The 17,790-nt window shown below is 68.5% G+C and carries 18 protein-coding genes; 10 read left to right on the top strand and 8 right to left on the bottom strand.

The features are described 5' to 3' along the window. Positions 1-12: 12 nt before the first annotated feature. On the bottom strand, positions 13-456 hold the full coding sequence (locus Aple_RS36150; protein ID WP_155349251.1) for an RrF2 family transcriptional regulator: 444 nt from the start codon (positions 454-456) through the stop codon (positions 13-15). 405 nt (positions 457-861) lie between these two features. Between Aple_RS36150 and Aple_RS36145 the strand changes: the two genes are divergently transcribed. The 4 genes from Aple_RS36145 to Aple_RS36130 all read left to right on the top strand — a co-directional run bounded on the left by Aple_RS36145 (position 862) and on the right by Aple_RS36130 (position 9,067). Beyond that, positions 862-1,602, top strand: a complete 741-nt coding sequence (locus tag Aple_RS36145) for a hypothetical protein (protein ID WP_155349250.1) — start codon at positions 862-864, stop codon at positions 1,600-1,602. Between the two features lie 147 nt (positions 1,603-1,749). After that, the gene (locus Aple_RS36140) at positions 1,750-3,078 is read left to right on the top strand and encodes an SWIM zinc finger family protein (protein WP_155349249.1); all 1,329 of its coding nucleotides are present in this window, start codon (positions 1,750-1,752) and stop codon (positions 3,076-3,078) included. After that, positions 3,075-6,248 carry a DUF7824 domain-containing protein gene (locus Aple_RS36135; protein WP_155349248.1) on the top strand — a complete coding sequence of 1,058 codons (3,174 nt, stop codon included), beginning with the start codon at positions 3,075-3,077 and terminating at the stop codon, positions 6,246-6,248. Before Aple_RS36140 ends, Aple_RS36135 begins: the two co-directional genes overlap by 4 nt. Next, a complete protein-coding gene (locus Aple_RS36130) occupies positions 6,245-9,067 on the top strand; it encodes a hypothetical protein (protein ID WP_155349247.1) in 2,823 nt (940 codons plus the stop codon). Before Aple_RS36135 ends, Aple_RS36130 begins: the two co-directional genes overlap by 4 nt. A 273-nt stretch (positions 9,068-9,340) precedes the next feature. Here Aple_RS36130 and Aple_RS36125 read toward each other — a convergent pair whose 3' ends face one another. The 3 genes from Aple_RS36125 to Aple_RS36115 form a co-directional block, all read right to left on the bottom strand. After that, positions 9,341-9,832: a DUF6461 domain-containing protein gene (locus tag Aple_RS36125; RefSeq protein WP_155349246.1), complete on the bottom strand. Its 492-nt coding sequence runs from the start codon at positions 9,830-9,832 to the stop codon at positions 9,341-9,343. Positions 9,833-9,933: 101 nt separating this feature from the next. Continuing rightward, complete coding sequence (locus Aple_RS36120; protein WP_155349245.1) at positions 9,934-10,506, bottom strand: SMI1/KNR4 family protein; 573 nt, start codon at positions 10,504-10,506, stop codon at positions 9,934-9,936. A 157-nt stretch (positions 10,507-10,663) separates the two neighbouring features. Continuing rightward, a complete protein-coding gene (locus Aple_RS36115) occupies positions 10,664-11,089 on the bottom strand; it encodes a hypothetical protein (RefSeq protein ID WP_155349244.1) in 426 nt (141 codons plus the stop codon). A 47-nt stretch (positions 11,090-11,136) separates the two neighbouring features. Between Aple_RS36115 and Aple_RS36110 the strand changes: the two genes are divergently transcribed. Further along, the gene (locus Aple_RS36110) at positions 11,137-11,427 is read left to right on the top strand and encodes a hypothetical protein (protein ID WP_155349243.1); all 291 of its coding nucleotides are present in this window, start codon (positions 11,137-11,139) and stop codon (positions 11,425-11,427) included. A gap of 204 nt (positions 11,428-11,631) precedes the next feature. Here the strand turns inward: Aple_RS36110 and Aple_RS36105 are convergent, their stop codons facing one another. After that, positions 11,632-12,033 (bottom strand): VOC family protein, encoded by a 402-nt coding sequence (locus Aple_RS36105; protein ID WP_155349242.1) that lies wholly within the window; start codon positions 12,031-12,033, stop codon positions 11,632-11,634. A 48-nt stretch (positions 12,034-12,081) separates the two neighbouring features. On the opposite strand from Aple_RS36105, the gene Aple_RS36100 reads away from it, so the two are divergent. Both Aple_RS36100 and Aple_RS36095 read left to right on the top strand, forming a co-directional pair. Continuing rightward, positions 12,082-12,705, top strand: a complete 624-nt coding sequence (locus Aple_RS36100) for a TetR/AcrR family transcriptional regulator (protein WP_155349241.1) — start codon at positions 12,082-12,084, stop codon at positions 12,703-12,705. Positions 12,706-13,021: 316 nt separating this feature from the next. Beyond that, positions 13,022-13,552, top strand: coding sequence for a hypothetical protein (locus tag Aple_RS36095; RefSeq protein ID WP_155349240.1), 531 nt, complete (start codon positions 13,022-13,024; stop codon positions 13,550-13,552). 262 nt (positions 13,553-13,814) lie between these two features. On the opposite strand, the gene Aple_RS36090 is transcribed toward Aple_RS36095, so the two are convergent. Next, entirely contained in the window at positions 13,815-14,429 is a 615-nt protein-coding gene (locus Aple_RS36090; RefSeq protein WP_155349239.1) for a DUF6461 domain-containing protein, read from the bottom strand. A gap of 123 nt (positions 14,430-14,552) precedes the next feature. On the opposite strand from Aple_RS36090, the gene Aple_RS36085 reads away from it, so the two are divergent. Continuing rightward, positions 14,553-14,936 carry a hypothetical protein gene (locus Aple_RS36085; protein WP_155349238.1) on the top strand — a complete coding sequence of 128 codons (384 nt, stop codon included), beginning with the start codon at positions 14,553-14,555 and terminating at the stop codon, positions 14,934-14,936. A 127-nt stretch (positions 14,937-15,063) separates the two neighbouring features. After that, entirely contained in the window at positions 15,064-16,125 is a 1,062-nt protein-coding gene (locus Aple_RS36080; protein ID WP_155349237.1) for a DUF6461 domain-containing protein, read from the top strand. Between the two features lie 242 nt (positions 16,126-16,367). Here the strand turns inward: Aple_RS36080 and Aple_RS36075 are convergent, their stop codons facing one another. Next, positions 16,368-16,688: a plasmid stabilization protein gene (locus Aple_RS36075; protein WP_155349236.1), complete on the bottom strand. Its 321-nt coding sequence runs from the start codon at positions 16,686-16,688 to the stop codon at positions 16,368-16,370. Between the two features lie 109 nt (positions 16,689-16,797). Between Aple_RS36075 and Aple_RS36070 the strand changes: the two genes are divergently transcribed. Next, positions 16,798-17,250 carry a winged helix-turn-helix transcriptional regulator gene (locus Aple_RS36070; protein WP_155349235.1) on the top strand — a complete coding sequence of 151 codons (453 nt, stop codon included), beginning with the start codon at positions 16,798-16,800 and terminating at the stop codon, positions 17,248-17,250. 7 nt (positions 17,251-17,257) lie between these two features. Here the strand turns inward: Aple_RS36070 and Aple_RS36065 are convergent, their stop codons facing one another. Next, positions 17,258-17,788, bottom strand: coding sequence for a cupin domain-containing protein (locus Aple_RS36065; protein WP_155349234.1), 531 nt, complete (start codon positions 17,786-17,788; stop codon positions 17,258-17,260). Between the last annotated feature and the right edge of the window lie 2 nt (positions 17,789-17,790).

Raw genomic sequence — 17,790 nt, 5'->3', positions numbered from 1 at the left:
GAGTTGATCTCGCTACGTGCGAGAGGGGGTGAGCAACTGAACCAGCACCGGTCGCGTGGGCCCGCTGACGAGGTCCTGTATGGTCAGCGGGTCAAGCGCGGCGTAGAACGCCTCCTGCGCCTCGCGGAGTGCGCCGCGCAGACGGCACGCTCCGCGTAGGGGGCAGGGCGGCGCGTCTTCGCAACCGACCACATCTCCCGGTCCTTCGAGTTCGCGCACCAGCCAGCCGACAGACGCCCGCCGACCGGCGCTTGTGATCTCAAGCCCACCACCTCGCCCGCGTTTCGCCTCCACCACCCCGAGATGCTGAAGCCGGCTCACCACCTTCGCGATGTGGGTATACGAGGCGGCTACCGACTCGGCCACTTCCCTCGACGTGGGCGTCGTCGTCCCGTCGACGACCGCCAAACGCATAGTGACCCGCAACGCGAGATCGGTGAACTTCGTCAGCCTCACAGTGGAAACCGTATCAAAGTTGCATCTAAGACTCTTATTTGGGGGTGCCGAGGGCTACCCGGGACGAGGGCGCGGATGGAACGGATCGTGGGTGGGCGCCTGCGCTGTTTCGGCACGCAGGCACGAGCAAGACGCCGTTTCATCGGATCGCGGTGCCACCGCACGACGGTAGAACAGGGCGATGGCATCGCCGTAGCGGGTCCCGCGTCACGGGTCCGTAGGAGCCGCTGTCCCCTGGGATCGCGGATCTTACGCTCTGACGTCTTTCTGTGCACATGGAGGGAATCTCAGGGTAGGGAAGAGTCGAACAGGGAGGATCGCGGCGGCAGGTGCGGACGGCCGGGTGCAGGAAATGTCGGTGGATTTCGGGAACCTGCGCTCGGCCGCCGACACAGACTCGGTGTGATGGATCGCCTGGCGATCGGAGCCGCCGCAGTGACCGTGGCCGTGGTGACGGGGACCGCGATGCTCGGACAGAACGCGTCCACGGCTCAAGCCGCCGTGACCTGCTCCAAAGACCATGACTATGTGGTCGCCCGCATCATGGATCCGCTCGCCGACCAGAAGCGGCTCAGGGACGACTTCCGCACGTGCGGCTTCGACATCGACCTGAAGTTGGTCCCCGTCTCGCCCAGCGTGGTAGGGACAATCGTGATGATGGAAGGAAACCAGAAGATCGCATCGATTGACGATCCTTCCTGCAGGACGGCGAGCGGCGCTCAGTGCCCGATCGGCCTGCGCATCAAGGCGGGGTTCACCGGCAAAGCCGTGGTGGTCCTCGGGCGCGCCGCCCGACCCGGTGAGCCGTACACCTCCACCAACGCCTCGACGGCGAAGGGCGAAGCCCTGGAGGGCGTCTCTGTCAAGGGGCGTACCGTCGCCGAGGTGGAGGGGCTGATCGCCCAGAAGCACCTGACGATCGCGCACTACAACGTCCAATGGTCTCTTCCGGACGGGCGGGGCTATGGGGATCTCACACCTCGGTCGAAGGTCGACCCGACGTGGCGGGTGACAAGCATCGAGCCGTACGCACCTGGGCAGGTCATGCTGATGATCAGCCCTGCTGGACCCGTGCCATCGAACATCATGAAGAAGATCGGGGACGCCGGCGCACCGCCGGAGCCGACGGCCACGTCAGGGTCCTGAGATCGGGCCGATCTCGCTCGCTCGCCTGACCTGGCGTCGAACCGCCAGGCCGGGCGAGCTCGGCACGTGGATGGTCAAAAGGATCTTTTCATCTCCTCGACATCGGCCGCGCTGGTTTTGTCGGTGGGGCGATCTAGTGTCCCGGCCATGACTTCAGCGACGCAGGCGTACACGTACGCCGCGCCCTCCTCCCTTGTCGACGGTCGTCTCGGATTGGCGACCTCCGGCGGGCGGGCCCTGTCCGGCCCGGCCGTGGCCCCCCGGTTCTTCAGCGGCGTGGTGACCCAGGCGGCCCCCGCCGCCGCGGCCCTGCTCGGCGTCGCCGACGTGGCGCTGGCCCGCTACCACCAGCCGCAGGCGCGGCCCGGCTGGGTGCGCGACCCGGTGGTGACATGCAACGGAGACCGGTTGCGGTTCGAGTCGTTCTCGGCCTGTGGCGGGGTGTATGCCCGGCTTGATCTGCTGAACGGCTCGCTCGACGGCGAGGTGTTCGACCGGGGCACCACCAACGTCGACGTGAACGCGCCGCTCCGGGAGGCGCTGGCGCGCATCGGCGCGCGTGACCCGTTGCACCTGGGGGTGGGCCTCGACGAGCTGGTCGTGACCACGATGGACGGCGCGGTGGTGGAGAAGAAGGTGCCGCTGCCCGAGCGCTGGCTACGCGGATTCGCCGAGGTGCAGGTCATCGCCTCGGGCATGGATCAGCGCGGTGAGCTGACCGGCATGGCGGCGGTGCGGTTCCTGCGCGGGCTGCCCAAGAAGGGCACGGTGTGGGTGGCGCAAGCGGGGCGTGAGCTGAAGGTCTCCGACCGTCAGGTTCCGGGCTCGGTCCAGCTCGCCGGCCCCAACCGGCTCGGCACCCTCCTGCCGCTGCTGCGCTTCGCGAAGTCCCTCCGGATGTACGGCCCGGCCGACGCCGCCTCCAGCGCCTGGGAGCTGGAGCTGCCGGGCATGCGCTACACGCTCACCCTCTCGCCCGAGCGCTGGCGCGGCTTCTCCGGCGAGGGCGCGGTGCTCGACGACCTGGCCACCGACGAGGCCGAGAACGACGCCGACGTCGTGGGCATGCTGCTCAACTTCGAACCCGAGGTCGAGATCGGCCTGCTGGCCGACCGCGCGGGCATCCCCGCCGACCGGGTGCGCGCCGCGCTGACGCAGCTCGGCGTCGCCGGCCGGGTCGGCTACGACCTGTCGGAGGCCGCCCACTTCCACCGTGAGCTGCCCTATGACAAGGACAACGTGATCCTGCTCAACCCGCGGCTGGCCAAGGCGCGCAAGCTCGTCGACGCGGGTGCCGTACACCTCGAAGGCGAGTTGGCCACCGTCCGCACCTCGGGCGGCGCGCGCCGGGTCTCGCTGACCGACGGCTCCTGCACCTGCGAGTGGTGGTGGGACCATCGCGGCTCCCGTGGGCCGTGCAAACACGTGCTGGCCGCCCGGATCGTCGCCCGCGCCGCCGTGGAGGTCTCCCGATGACCCTCTGGACGGAGATCTGCGACCTGGTCACTCGCAACCAGGTCACCCGCCTGGCCGACCGGCTGGTCACGCTCACCGAGGAGGAGCGCGCCGAGCTGGGCGGGCGGTTGCCCGGCCTCGTCAAGGAGCTGCGCCGCGCCCGCACCGAGCAGGTGCGCGCCCAGCATCCCGACGACTTCGAGGAGATGGCCTCCTGGGAGGTCGGCGACCTGCTCGACGAACTGGCCAGCGCGCTGCTGCTGACCGGTGTCGGCGTCATCACCGGCCCGGCGGCCGCGGTGACGTGGATGACCAGCCGCGACGTCAACCGCCGCTGGGCCGAGGACCCCAACGTCGCCCAGGTGTGGCGGGTGGCGGCCACCCGGCCCTGGGAGTGGCGTCGCGATGTCGCGGTCCGGCTGGCCCAGCGGGTGCGCCGTCCCGCTGACCGCATCGCGCCGCTGGCCGTGGCGCTGCTGCGCGAGTCCGGCGCCGTGCCGCCCGACCACGACCCGCTGGTGGCCGCCTGGCTGGCCGCGCCGAGCGTGGCCGGTGACCCGCTGACCCCCGTGCTGCTGCCTCGTGTCTTCGATGCCGACGGCGCGGGCCGCGCCCTCCGTGACGAGCGGCTGGAGCCCCGGCCAAGCCGCTGGCTGGCCGCCGCCGCCCGCGAGCTGCCCAAGGAGCAGGTGCTCGACGGTTGCGTGAGCCGTTTCCTGCGCGGCGGCGAGGCGCAGGACCTGCGATTCTTCGTCCGGCTGCACACGCTCCTCGACCCCACGCCCGCGGAGTCCGCTGCCCGCCTGCGCGACTACCTGCGGTTGTTGCCGTCGGCTCCGGGCACGGTCGCCGAGCTGGCCGCCGGGCAGGTGCGCGGGGCGATGCCGCTCGACCGCGCCGACCTGGTCGAGGCGGTCGACGCGCTCACCTTCCGGGACGAGGCCAAGCTCGCCGCCACGGGCCTGCGCTGGCTCGACCAGACGATCCGGGCCACGCCCGAGGCGGCCTCCGACTTCGTGACGGCGCTGACCACGGCGTACGCGCACAAGTCCTTCGACGTGCGCAACCGCGCGGTCGAGCTGACCCTGAAATACGCCGACCTGTTCGCCGACCACGCCGAGGCGATCCTCGACGGCGTCCGCCACCTCCCCGCCGACCTGGGCGCGAAGCTGGCCGAGCAGTTCGGCGGGGAGGCCCCGGTCGAGGAACTGCTGGAGCAGAAGGAGTTCCCGCCGCTGCCCGAGCTGGCGGAGTCGCGGCGGTTCCCCGAGCCGTCGATCTTCCCCGACTACCACGAGCGCTGGATCGGCCAGGAGCGCTGGCTGGCGGCCTTCGTCGCCGGGATCGCCGACGACCGTGCGAAACTGCGCCGCAAGCTCAAGCCCCACGTCGAGCAGGACCAAGGCTACTGGCGGTCCAGGAAGGTGCGCCTCGAGCTCGACGACTGGCAGTCGGCGCTGTCCGCCGAGCTCGTCACCCCCGGCAGCGTGCCGGAGCTACCGCCGATCGGGCCGAAGAAGTTCTGGGACGACGCCAGCCACTCCGTGAGAGTGCGTGCCCTCACCCGTGGCGAGGAGCCCGACACGGAGGCGTCACCCCGGCGGATCACGGTGGGCGGCACCTACCGGCCTGGCCGCTACCTCGACGACGACACCCCTCTGCGCGCCTTCTTCATCACCTGGACCAGCGACGACGGCCCGGACCGGGCGGTCGCCCACGAGGGCGATCGGCAGATCCCCTTCGCCAGGGGCCGGATCCACCTGAACGGCTCCCCCACCGACGACGAGGAGATCCGCGACGACAGACTGCCGGATCGCCTCCGTGCGGTGCGGACGAAGCCCGGCGTCTTGTACGACGACTCCGTGGAGGCCATGCCGTCCTTCATCCTCGACCGCGCCTACGAGCACATGGCCGAGCTCGGTGTGGACCCCGTTCGGATCGCGGCGATGCGGGCAGCGGAGCAGGTGCCCCCGCCGAGCCCGGGTGAGCCGCTCGTGCAGGTGACCGTCGTCTTCGTCCCGCCCCGGCTGCGTTCCTTCATGCCCAAGGAGCTGCCCGAGCACGACGAATGGCGGCGGCGCAACCAGCTGCCCCACCCCAATCGCGTCCCCCCGCTCCACGACTTCCTGCTGCACCGTTACGCGGAACTCGCCGAGGCCCTCCGCAACGGCACCCTGCCGCCGGTGCTGCTGGCCACGCCGACCTGGATGAGCGGCCACCTCGACCCCGATGTGCTGATCGACCGGTTGGAGACCTGCGCCGCCGCCGGCGTGGAGCCACCCCCTGCCGACCTGGCGCAGGCGCTGCTGCGGTTGCCCCGGGGCTGCCACCGGGCCGCAGCCGACCGGGCCGCCAAGGTCGACTCGGAGGCGGCGCGCTCGGCCGCCCGCTGGCTCGCCGGCGACGGAATGGCCGATCCCGAGTGCGGCCACGTGTGGCGCCACATGGTCGGCGCGTCCATGGTCGAGTTCGGCGACGGCGAACCGGAACACTTCACCGAGGTCAGGCTGCAGCCGGTGTTGCGGGTGACGGCCCCGACCGGCCATCGGCTGATCGACGAGGTGCTGCTGCGCCAGCCGTTCGAGTGGGCGGCCGACGAGTTCGGCGGCACGCTCCGGGCGTGGCCCGCCATGCTGCCCTCGCACCGCGAGGTCGTGGCCGTCAACTTCCTGCCCTTCCTGCTGCGCGGCCGCTGGGGCGCGTGGGTGGCTCCGACGGAGATCACCGGCCTGGAGATCGCCCAGGGCCCGATGGGCGAGTCCACGGCGGTGATCCTTGCCTTCCTCCTGGCCGACAGCGTGCCCGGCATGATCCCGCTGGTCCTGAGCATGGCCGCCAGGGGCGAGCTGCCCGCCGAGGCGATCGGCCGCCAGCTCGCGCTGGTGCTGCGCCGCACCTGGCGGGAGACCCGCCCCGCCATCGCGGCCCTGACCGAACTGGCCGACGCCGGCGGCCACCACGAGGTGTGGCGCATCCTGCGCGCCCTGCTGCCCGGGATGCTGCCGGGCGAGGGGCAGCGCATCACCGTGACTCACGCCGAACTCGTCGCCTTCGCCGGCGACGTGGCACGCTGGACCGGCGCGCGCGGGGAGATCTCGGTCGTCGGCGAGTTCGCGCGGAGCCGCCGGACGATCCGCTTCGTCCACGAGTGCAAGCGCCTCCACGCCCAGCTCACCGGAGCCACGTCATGACCTCTGACGGCATCCGTACCGAGATCAGGAATCTTGTGCTCAACCACGACGCCGAGGGTCTGGCGTTGCGGTTGCCGAAGCTCACCGACGCCGAGCGCGCCACCGTCGCCGCCGAGTTGCCGGGCCTGCTCGCCGAGCTCCGCGAGAGCCCGCTGCTGGCCGCCACCGTCGGCTGGGACGCCTTCGACTGGACCGCCGACGACCAGGTCACCGGCCCGTCCGAGGTGCTGATGATGGTGGGCGCGGCGACCATTCCCGGCCCGGCCGGGGTGGCCACCTGGCTGATGAAGCGCGACCTCAATCCCCGCTGGTCCGGCGCGCCGAGCCCGCACCGGCTGGTGAAGGCGGTCTCCGGTCGCCCGGTGGCCTGGCGTGCCGATCTGGCGGTACGGCTCGCGCGCCGCATCCGCCGTCCCGACGACCGGATCGTGCCGCCGGCCTTGGCACTGCTGCGCGACGTCGAGGCCACCCCACCCGACCACGAGCCGCTGGTGGCGGCCTGGTTGTCGGCGGTGGGCGTGGCCAAGGACCCGCTCACGCCCCACCTGCTTCCGAAGATCTTCGAGGCGGCCGGCGCGGGCCGGGCGCTGGTCAACGAGACGCTCACCCCGAAGCCGTCCCGCTGGCTGGCCCTGGCCGCCCGCACGCTGCCGCGCGAGCAGATCATCACCGGCTGCGTGAGCCGTTTCCTGCTCGGCGGCGACGCGCAGGACCTGCGTTTCTTCGTCCGGCTGCACACGCTCGTGGCGCCCACGCCAGAGGAGTCGGCCGGGCGGCTGCGCGACTACCTGCGTCTACTGCCCGCCGCACCGGGCCCGGTCGCCGAGCTGGCGTGGCAGCAGGTGCGCCAGGCGCGGCTCGACCCGGCGGACGTCGCCGAGGCCATCGAGGCGATGACCTTCCGCCGCGAGGCCAAGCTCGCCGTGAAGGGCCTGACCTGGCTCGACCGCGACCTCGCCACCGCACCGGAACGTGTGGCCGACCACGTCACCGCGCTGACCAACGCGTACGGGCACGCCTCTCACGAGGTGCGCGACCGCGCGGTCACCCTCACCCTCAAGCACGCCGACCACCTCACCGACCCCGCCCCGATCCTGGAGGCGGCCGAACTGCTGCCCCCGGCGTCAGCCCGGCAGCTCTTCGAGCGCTTCACCGAAGGCTGGACCAGCGACTTCACCCCCGGCCGCCTGCCCGAGGCCACCATCCCCGGCCCGTTCCCCACCTCCGGCCTGGAAAGCGGCCCGCCGGAGGAGATCGGCTGGATCGACGTCGAGGCGTGGCTGGCGGCGATCACGCGGGAGGCACATACGAACCCGGACTCCCTGAAGGAAACGCTGGCCCGGCGGTTCGGCGAACACCTGCGGCCGGTGCTCTACGACGCTCCGACGTGGCAGTCCCCGCGTGACTGGTGCACCGCGCTGGCCAGGGAACTGGTCAACCCCGGCGAAGATCCGGGGCCGCCCATGTCCCGTCCGCCGAGGCAGCGCCCGTCGTACCGGAAGACAATGGCCGACGCGGAGCAGGCCTTCCCCGGCCTGTCCGGCGACCTCGGGCAGGCCCTGTACGACGGCATGGTGAACGTCGCGGCCACGGCCTTCCAGCTGTTCCCTGGCCTCCGCACGGTCGTCCCGCTCCACGAGATGCCCGACTACGTACAGGAGGAGATCCTGCGGGCGATCGACGTCCAGACCGACCTCTACGACCCGAAGGCGCAACCTGCGCCCTGGAACCGCCTCCCCCACCTGCGGGAGTGCGCCCGCCCCCACGCCTTCCTCCTGTCCCGCCTCGACGAACTCCTGCGCGCGGCGAAGGCCGGAGCCCTGCCCCCGGTGCTGCTGGCCACCCCCACCCGCGCCGACGGCCACCTCGACCCCGAGACCTTGCTCAACCGCCTGGCCGTGTGCGCGGAATCCGGCTGCGAACCGCTCCCGCTGGACCTGGAACAGGCCCTGTTACGCCTCCCGCCCAACCCCGCCCCCGACCTGGCCGAACGCGCGAAGGGCATCGGCTCGGCGGCCGCTGCGGTGGTGGCCCGCTGGTTCGAGCGCGGTGCGCCTCCACCTCCGGAGGTGGAGGTGACCTGGACCCTCGACCTCGGCTCCCGCGTCGTGCCCTACGACGACCATGTCCTCGACCAGCGCGGCATCGCCAACGTGAGCTGGCAACCCGTGGAGCCCGCCGGTCTCGCCCACCTCGACGCCCTGCTGACCGCGCCCGAGATGCGCCCGTTCCGGCGCGTGTCACGTCACTTCTGGCCCGGCATGACGCCCCACCACCGGGAGCTCGCGGCGGCCCATCTGGCGATCGGCCTGATCGACCGTTTCGACCCGCCCGACATCACGATCGACGACCTCCGCAACCTGACCCTGGCCGAAGGCGCGTCCGGCCCGGCGACGGCCCTGGTCCTGGCCTACTTCCTCACCGTGGAGGGCGACGACGCGGTGCCCCCACTGCTTCAGCTGGCGGCCAAGGGCGCACTCCCCGCCGCCGAGACAGGCCGCCTGCTGGGCCTGTTCGGCCGCCGCACCCGCTACGAGGCCGACCCCGCGTTGCCCTCACTGGAGCTGGCCGCCAAGCAGGGCGCACATGCCGAGGTATGGACGATCTTGCGCCACTTCCTGGCCGTCTTCCTTCCGAGGGAGGGCGAGCGGGCCCAGCGTCTGCACACCGACGCCGTCATGCTGGCCATCGACATCGCCACATGGGCCGACGCGCGGGGCGAGATCCCCGAGGTGGCCGCGCACGCGAAGAAGCGCGGTTCGACCTCGCTGATCCGGGTCTGCCGGAGCCTCCACCAGTTCCTGACCCGGGAGGCCTGATCGGCTCAGCGACGGCGAAAGGGGACGACGGCCTGACGGACCTGGTCGTCGTCGCGGTGGGCCACGATGCTGAGGAGTTCGCGCAGGATGGGCATGCGGTCCTGCCAGCCGTCTGCCGTGCCAAAATTCGCGCACCGGCTCCACCCTGGTGTTTCACAAAATCCCTAGGCTGCTCTCCGGTACACGTTTATCAACCCTGTGGGCATCCCACAGGCGATATTCCGCTCAGGGAGTCCCGTCGCCGAAGTAGTAAGCGTCGCGGACGGTCTCCAGCTATTGAGGATCGAGGCGTCCTCCGGTCATGCGCTCAATGACGGCGAAGCCGTGCGACCGGAAATGGTATTCGTCGCCCCGGGCGGAGTCGTCCTTGGGGAACGGCAGACCCTCGAGGTAGGGATCGAGCGCGTGGATGTCCCGGCCGTACCAGTTGTGCAACGCGCCGCCGCCGTTGGCGACGTCGAAACCGGTGATCAGTTCTCCGTCGGCCGCGTACTCGAAAGGACTGATGCCGTCGATGTGCCATCGGTAGTTGACAGCCTCGGCGCCACCGCGGGACATCGACGCGAGGAAGCCCTCGTCCCCACCCCGGTGTGTCTGGCACTCCAGCGCGAGCAGCCATTCACCGAAACCGCCGATCAGGACCCATCCCGACCAGACGTCGTCCCAGCTCATGATCCTCCGTGTCGAGGCGTCGGCGCCGAAACGTTCGGCGACCTCGGCCACCGGCAGCCCTCGTGTCCATGTACCGCAGAAAATGGGGGCCATCCCGGTGTTGATGATGGCCTCATTCCAAAAACCGTGAACGCGCACGGTCACTCCAATACACCACTCCAGGAATCAAACACGGATGACACACCAATCTCTGGTCAGGACGGGTGGCCGCGGAACGCGTCCTCCATCAAATGCCAGAACGACCGGAAGCGGGTCCCGCCGATCGCGGATGTGGTGTCGAGAAACCACGCCTCCCACTCACCGCCGGAGGTGACGACGTACGGATCGAGCAGGTAGATGAGACCCTCGACGTCCTCGGAAATGTGCAGCGTGTGCGGAATGTGGTCCCCGACTTCGAAGTAATCCGGGTCCTGCGGCGCGTCATAGTCGAAGAAATAATCGCTGGGCATCTCGCGGATCGGGGTCCCCGGCGGGGGACCCCATTTTGCGAGATGCGGGTCGACGTCGCGAGTCCAGCCGACCTCGGCTATAGGCAACAGGTGAAGACTGGTGCTGGACTGTTCATCCCAGCCGTTGCTCACCTGGAGAAACTCCCGGTAACTCGGTGGCAGGCGCCGACCGAGACGCTCCTCCTGCCGACGGATCTCGGCTTCGCTCGCGGGATCCATGCCCACCCAATCAGGCGGATACGGAAGAGCGTCCGGCCCGGCATAGGCGGTACGGAGACGCTCAGCCCAAGGGTAGCGGGGAGTATCGGGGGCATTCATGGGACATATTCTACGGGCATGCGATCAAGAAAGGCTCACCAGCGAATCCCCTGCGGAGACCGGGAAATAGCCGATGACTGACGATGTCAATAATACCGGCACGAGCATAACTGCCTGCGGGAGTTCCTGCGTCCAGCATCAACTCTCGATTGGAGAACTAACCACGGTTCTGCTTGGCCTCGGATTCCGAGGCGACGCGCACCAGAGGTTCGTTCTCCGGCTCGGCCCAGTTCTCTGGAATGTCCTTGCGCTTCCCATTCGCGGGTAGCCTGGCGGGCGGATAGGAAGGTTCGTCCCAGTCGTGCCCGTCCCGCAGCGGCGGGAATGTGGCTGGGTTCAGCGCTTCTTCGATGTGCTTGATGACTTCGGGGAAACCGGGTGTCCCTGCTCTTCGCATCACGAAGACCCGGCTGGCCGCGTAGTTGACGCATCCTCCGGTGTGCACGTCCCCTCCAAAGCCGAACCTTCGCCCAGTCGCATCGGAACATTTGCGCTTTTCCATGAGCCCGACTTCGGTGTTCATGGTGACGCGGCGGTCGTCGCCGTTCTCGACTGCCTCAGCTGGGTCAGCCAGCGGGCCCACGATTCCTTGTCGCGCGCCCACCCCCTTCACCGGAAGGACAGCTTTTCGTGCGGACTTCCCTGTTCTGGGTGAGGATCGACGGCGCGATTCGCGACCTGACCTCGTCGGAAGTGACAGTGGTCAACACCTGTGCCCGGGCTGTCTTCCGCTTCACCCACAGCCCGAGCTATTCGTCATATGAGCACATCAGTACCTGCACGTTCCTGACCCCCAAGAAAGTCGCACTGAGGAAACAGTACGTCCGCCAGGTGGAGATGCTGATCTGCGCCGAACCCCTCACCACGAAGCTTCGCTGCCTCGCCGACGGCACCTGGCAGACTCTCTACATCGCCGGATAGTCCTCCGGGAGCGCTGGTGGCCCGGCCCGGTCCGCCCTTTGTGCTGCCGTACGAAATCGAAAGGCCACTTCCTGATCATCACGGGAGGTGGCCTTTGACGTGGGGATGGGTGCTACGTTCCCGCGTTTGTCGACGCGGGTCCGGGATCCTGGGCGTCCGTGCATCCCCCAGGCCAGCCGCCGGCGACGTGGGTGGCCGGAGTTCTTATGGGGTTTCCATTCGCTGCTGCAACGTGTAGAGGCGGATCTCGATGCCGTCGGGATCGGTCACGCCTCCGACCAGCCAGCCGATGCTGCCCTCAGCGATGCCCGAGTGTGGCACGCCGAGGTCGTCCAGGCGCGCGGCCCACGCCCGCAGCGCGTCCAGAGTGGGCACACCGAGCGCCAGGGGATCGAACCCCCCGAGGGCGGCCGCCCGCCCGGGCTCCTGGCGCAACGCGATCATGAGGCTATGCCCGGCGTCCCGCATGGCCACACCGCGCAGCTCGCCCTCCTCGACGAACTCGATCGCCACGTCGAGGCCCAGCACCCGTTCGTACCAGTCCGCGCTCTTGCGCACGTCGGACACGGGCAGCTTGATGTGGTGGAAACCGTGGAGAACGGTCAACGTCCTCTCCTGCTTTGTAGTGGTACTTTAAAGTGATACTTTAATTTTGTGACTGACGTCAACACCCGGAACCGACGCTCCGCGCCCACCAGGCGGCGCATCGTGCGGGCGGCGCACGAGCTGTTCGCCGTACGGGGCTACGCGGGCACCACCTTCCAGGAGGTGGCCGACACGGCCGGGGTGTCGGTGCAGACCGTCTACTTCCACTACGGCAACAAGAGCCAGCTGCTCAAACACGTGGTCGATGTGGCCTCGGCGGGCGACGACGAGCCCGTCCCGCTGCTGGAACGCCCGTGGTTCACCGAGCTGCGCGCGTTGGCCGACCCCCGCGAGGCGATCGTGCGGTGGGTGCACGCGAGCGGGATCATCTTCGACCGGGTGGCGGCGATTCTGGCGGTGGTCCGCGACGCGGCGTCAGGGGACGCGGAGATGGCCGAGCAGTGGCGAGTGAACGCCGAACAGCGGCGGACCGCGCACAACACCTTCGTCGGCATCCTGGCAGGGCTCGGCGCACTGCGTCCAGGACTCGACCAGGAGCGAGCGACCGACGTCACGGTGGGCCTTCTGTCACCGGACCTGTTCCTGGTGCTGCAGCGGGAGTGCGGGTGGGACACGGCCCGCTGGGAGGAGTGGGCCGCCGACCAGCTGGCCCATGCCCTACTGAACGGCTGAGGTGACGGTCCGGGGCTCCTGCGAGCGCCGCAAATGCCAGGCCGCGGAAGCTGGTTCCGTTCTTCAGGAGCTCGTCGCGAAGCCGTACCTCGCGAGCACACGAACGCTTCGCCGCGCTGCTGCCGATGGGCGATCGTCCCACCAGATGAAGGACTCTGCGCTGGAAGTGATTCGAGTGCTTGAGCCCCACACGATGGACGGCAGAATCCGGGCCGCCGTTTCCGCGCCCGCAGCTAGGTATTAACGCCCTAAGGCGATAAGTCGGTTTCGGGCCGGAGCGTGGCGGAGCAGCGGAACGGATCTAGGATTGCGACGCATGTGGATGCGTTGGTCGGCTGCCGTGGTGTTCGTGCTGCTTCCGACGGTGTCGGCATATGTCGGGGGAGCGCTCATCGCGAGCACGGGGTTGTTCTATTACGACATATCTGTGCTTGACGGGATCGGGATCTTCTCGCTGGCGCAGGGGCTGGGCGTCGGGTACCTGGGGTCGGCGGTCTTCGATGTGGCGGTGGCGGTACTGCACGTGGAGGTTGTCACGATCGGTTTGGCGCTGCCGGTGGTTCTGGTCGTCGCCGCGTTGCTGTGGCGGGAACGTCACTTCGCCAGGACCGTGGTCTGGCTGCTGGCCGTCCTCGCAGTGGCCAATCTCGGCGCCAACCTGGTCGCCCTTTTCTCGGATTTGTCGGTATGCCCGCCGTTGGGTGACCACGAGTCCGCCTGCTACCGGGGCGCCGGGGCAACACCGTTCTTCCTGTACGCCCCGGCCTACGCCCTCGCCTCCTACCTGCTGGCAACCCTCACCACCACCAAAACCGGCGCCGACGCCACACGATCACCCGTCCCATGATCCCCCGCACCGTGCCGCTCCTGGCAGACCTCCCGCCTCAATCGAGCCGCTGTCCGCGGCCTCCTCATCCCCGTCCTGGCGGCTTCTGTGACACTGGGAGTGGGCCTCTCGCCCCTTCCGGCCCAGGCGGAACCCGCGCCGTTACGCCTGGCCAGCGCCCCTGAGCCGACGCCACAGCCGGGCGCCGAGCCTAGAAGGCCAGGTCAACCGCTCGGCACCAGTTCTGGCACCGGACAACCATCTTGAGTTCGATGGGATCTGCTCACCACTCTGAGTCCGCTCGTACGGCATAGGAGGTGTGCGTGGCGTCCAGCCAGTCCTTGTCGAGGTCGGCGCCCACCATCCTGCCAATGGCGATCATTGCGGAGGTGAAGCTCTCCCGCGGATCGACCATGGGCTCGCCTGGGATGTGCTCGTCAATGTTGAAGCGCAAGTCGTGTAGGTAAGGGTCGAGCGCGGCTGGGTCGCTGCCGGATCGGTAGTTCGTGTCGCAAATATCGATCGTAGTGATCAGCTCACCGGCCCTGGCGTATTTCAGCTCGTTGGCACCGTGCAAATCCCAGCTGATGGCCAGGGTCGGTCTGTCAGGCTGAGACAGCGCGCATAAGATCTCATCCTCGGTGCAGCGGTAATCGCCGATGAGCACCAGCCAGGCGCCGGTTGTCCCCACCAGCAGACCACCGCCCCCACTCCCGTCCGAACCGGATCCCCACCCACCGAAACTGTCCGGGACGCCGCTGTCCGGATCGGCGTCCAGAATGGACAGGGCCTCTTCGACAGCGATCCCTTCACACCAGACGGCGTAAAACTGCTGCATCGAAACATCGCTGTCGTCATAGGAACGAAGTAGGTGGTACAGCCTTTCGGTCGCCTTCAAGTCGATCAGTCTCCTGGCTGAATTATCTGCTGGTCAAGTTCGGCGAATCAGGGTGATGGTGTGCCCTTGACACTCACCCAGAACCGATCATCATTAGCCTCCGCGCCGTCCATATTGACGACCATGCGCAGTTACGCGATCGGTGCGTACGCCTGCTCAACTTCACCAACATCGCGCAAGACACCCGCTGGACCCGTCTGGTCCCCCGGACGGCTCAGCCTGGCCACTCCCACCCCCGACCTGTTCACCCCTGATCCCGTCGACGTCGCCCTGTCCGCCGCCGAGGCAGCCGCCGTGGCCCGCGACGGCGTCATCGAGGAGCGGGACACTCGTGGCGATGTGTATTGCGGGGACTCGACGGAGAAGGTTCTCGCCCTGTACCTCTATAAGGGTCAAGCCGTGGCGTACTGCTGCGCCCGCGCGGGGCTGCGGCTGACCGACGCCCGGGCCATCACTGGCCCACCCGACATATGGGTCAGACTTTCGGCGAGGGACTACTGGAGCTGACCGAAACACCACCTGTCGCAGAGCGAACATCTGTCCCTTCGTTTCCTGATCGTCAGACCGGTACCAGGGTGAGGGCGGCATGCTGAGTCGCCCTCACCTTCCCCGTTCACCTATTCAGAGGATTTGCATGGCTGAGATCGACGCTGAGAACGCCTGCGTCACCTGGGTCAGAACCGGTGACCTCGACGAGGTGGTGCGCGTCTTCGGAGGGGATCCGGACACGGGCGCGGAGGAGACCGTCGACGGGCTGTTCGGCATCGCGTACGAGGACCTGGACGAGGACGCCAGCGGGGTCGTGCTGGTGGCCCGTCATGGCGAGTGGGCCGTGCTCGTGGAACCGTTCGCGTTCCGCGGCGGCAACCTGGCGCTGCTGGGCGCGATCACGGCTTCCGGGGAGGCGTACCGTGTCGCCTGGAACGTCAATATGGTCACCTCCATCTGTTATGTCCGCCACGGCGAGGTCGTCTCCCTGTTCGACGCCTTCGACCTGGAGGGCGCGACCGGCAGAGAGTGGCTGGACGAGTTGTCGGTAAGTGAGGCGGACTGGCGGGCGGATTGGCAGGCCACCGCGTTCGCCGTGGGCGAGGAGTTGTCCGGGGTCAGGATCGACGAGGAGTGGCTGACCCGCCGGCACGCGCTCTACCAGTTGCGCCGCCCGGTCTTCACCCGCACGGCGCCGAGGCTGCGGGTTGATGAGCGGATGAGGGCCATCGCCGCGGCCGACCCCAGGATCGCGCGGATCATCGCCGAGCCGACGCCGGACAAGCTGCCGGAGATCGTCCGCATCGCCGCCGACATGGCTGTGACGACTGCGGGCATCGACGGACCTCTGGTCGAGGAGGCGCTGGGCCTGATCGCGGAGGGCTCTCGTTCCAGGGAGGTGGTCTTACGGCTGCGCGACTTGGAGAAAGGCTTCACCGCGCGGGCGTGGGAGGCCTACCACGCCTCGCCTCCTGAGACCCGTGACGACTCTATCGGGCCGGGTCATGACACCACGTACGGCCGGTGGGTGATCAAGTCGGTTGCGGCGCAGGCGCTGGGCCTGACGCTGGACCCGCACGCCGACCTGCCCGCGATGGCCCTGGAGGTCGTGAACACGGCCGGTGGGACCTACCTCAGCGAGGAGAACGGTGACATTGCCCGACACCACGCACTCGGGGAGGTCGCCGTTTTTCTGGAAGGGGATTAGAACAGCCATCGGCTTGAACGGGGTCGGCCGTCTTCATGGCCGTAAGTGGCAGACGGACGGTCTGATCACCGTCGGCGGCCCGGATGCCGGGCGGGTCCTGGACGCCTACCGCCACTTCGACGGGCGCGGTCCGGTTGCCGTCCAGGTCCATCTCAGCTGGGCTCCGAACGGCGTTGGACCGCGCTCATCCGGGTGGCATCAGCCGGGGCCCACGCCACCCGGATGAGCGCTGACAGGGCATCTCACCCGAGTGCTTTCTCCAGTTGCGCCTTTGTCATGGAAGAGCGGCCCTTGATGTTGCGGCGCTGGGCTTCGGCGTACAGCTGTTGCTTGGTGCGGCCGCCGGCGCCCGAATGTGAGCGGAGTCCGCCGCGGCGATAGGAGGAGATGTCGTCGAGGGAGGTGCGGCTCTTGGTCTTGGCCTCGCCTGAGCGGGCGCGCTCCTTGTTCACCGTGCGGGCGGCGATCTCCTTGGCGCGCTTCTCGCTCTCGCCGCGTTTCCTGGCACTGTCCTTGATGTGCTCGTACTGGCGTTCCCGTTTACGGCTGGAACCCTGTGGCATTGTCCTCACCTCACCGTCTTTCTTGCCGCATACCCACAATGTCCCTGCTGACACAGGCAGGGTGGCAGCTTCAGTTTCCTAAGGGAACTCTGGTTGGTAGACTGGTGCCATGCAGCGCACGGACTTCGGCAAGATGGCGTGCTCGATCGCGCGTACGCTCGATGTCATCGGGGAGCCCTGGTCGCCGCTGGTTCTGCGTGACGTATGGGTCGGGCTCACCCGGTTCGAGCAGCTTCAGGCCGACCTCGGGATCTCGCGTAAGGTCCTGACCGAGCGGCTGAACCACCTCGTCGACCAGGGCGTGCTCGAGCGCCGTCCCTATGACCGGCGACCGCGCTACGAGTACGTTCTGACGGAGAAGGGCGCCGAGCTGGTCGACCTGCTCATGGTCATGGCCGGCTGGGGAGACAAATGGCTCGCGGGCGAGGCCGGCCCACCAGTGCTCTACCGCCACCACGCGTGCGGCGAGATCAGCCGTGTCGACCTGCGCTGCGCCCACTGCGGCGAGCCGATGCACGCAAACGACGTCGACCCGCTGCCAGGCCCCGGCGCAGCCGTGTGACTTGGTACTACATCGCGGAGACAAGGACGAACGCCACCAAGGCGCGCTGCGAGCCACGGTTCTCCCAAGCGTGACTGGTTGCCCGCTGGATGATGATGTCGCCTGCGGATACCTCGGTGACATCGTCGTCGAGCAGCATCGTGAGTGACCCTTCGAGGACCAGACCGAAATCCAGACTTCTTGTCCTGTGCATGAACGGGCTGGTCTCTCCACCCACATGGTCAGCACTGGCATTCATCGCCGCGAAGATTTCCCGACCGTCCATCGCGGCGATTTCGTCGGCGCTCACCGGATCGAACTGCACGACTCGGAACACGATTCCGCTCGCCGGCGGTGCCAGGGTGAACGGCCGGTCAGTCGGCGGTTCCCCAGAGTCCGTCGGGTCGGCGGGTACTCCCGCCACGTGCCACACATCCGTGAGGGCCGTCGGTCGCCCCGGCTGCACGAGAGCGCCCAGCGCGGGAGCATCCGAGCTGATATACGACCTGCCGTCGCGATCGCCCGTGACGACCACACGAACGCGTTTGATGTCCTGCATAG

The organism is Acrocarpospora pleiomorpha (assembly GCF_009687885.1).
In the GTDB taxonomy this organism is placed as follows: domain Bacteria; phylum Actinomycetota; class Actinomycetes; order Streptosporangiales; family Streptosporangiaceae; genus Acrocarpospora; species Acrocarpospora pleiomorpha.
This window is presented reverse-complemented; position numbering and strand designations above follow the sequence as displayed.

Bases quoted from the DNA above. Each gene is read 5' to 3' on its own strand.
- Aple_RS36120 (WP_155349245.1), bottom strand. From the start codon at position 10,506: ATGAATGCCCCCGATACTCCCCGCTACCCTTGGGCTGAGCGTCTCCGT.
- Aple_RS36145 (WP_155349250.1), top strand. From the start codon at position 862: ATGGATCGCCTGGCGATCGGAGCCGCCGCAGTGACCGTGGCCGTGGTG.
- Aple_RS36080 (WP_155349237.1), top strand. From the start codon at position 15,064: ATGGCTGAGATCGACGCTGAGAACGCCTGCGTCACCTGGGTCAGAACC.
- Aple_RS36075 (WP_155349236.1), bottom strand. From the start codon at position 16,688: ATGCCACAGGGTTCCAGCCGTAAACGGGAACGCCAGTACGAGCACATC.
- Aple_RS36140 (WP_155349249.1), top strand. From the start codon at position 1,750: ATGACTTCAGCGACGCAGGCGTACACGTACGCCGCGCCCTCCTCCCTT.
- Aple_RS36065 (WP_155349234.1), bottom strand. From the start codon at position 17,788: ATGCAGGACATCAAACGCGTTCGTGTGGTCGTCACGGGCGATCGCGAC.
- Aple_RS36070 (WP_155349235.1), top strand. From the start codon at position 16,798: ATGCAGCGCACGGACTTCGGCAAGATGGCGTGCTCGATCGCGCGTACG.
- Aple_RS36135 (WP_155349248.1), top strand. From the start codon at position 3,075: ATGACCCTCTGGACGGAGATCTGCGACCTGGTCACTCGCAACCAGGTC.
- Aple_RS36095 (WP_155349240.1), top strand. From the start codon at position 13,022: ATGTGGATGCGTTGGTCGGCTGCCGTGGTGTTCGTGCTGCTTCCGACG.
- Aple_RS36125 (WP_155349246.1), bottom strand. From the start codon at position 9,832: ATGGCCCCCATTTTCTGCGGTACATGGACACGAGGGCTGCCGGTGGCC.
- Aple_RS36130 (WP_155349247.1), top strand. From the start codon at position 6,245: ATGACCTCTGACGGCATCCGTACCGAGATCAGGAATCTTGTGCTCAAC.
- Aple_RS36085 (WP_155349238.1), top strand. From the start codon at position 14,553: ATGCGCAGTTACGCGATCGGTGCGTACGCCTGCTCAACTTCACCAACA.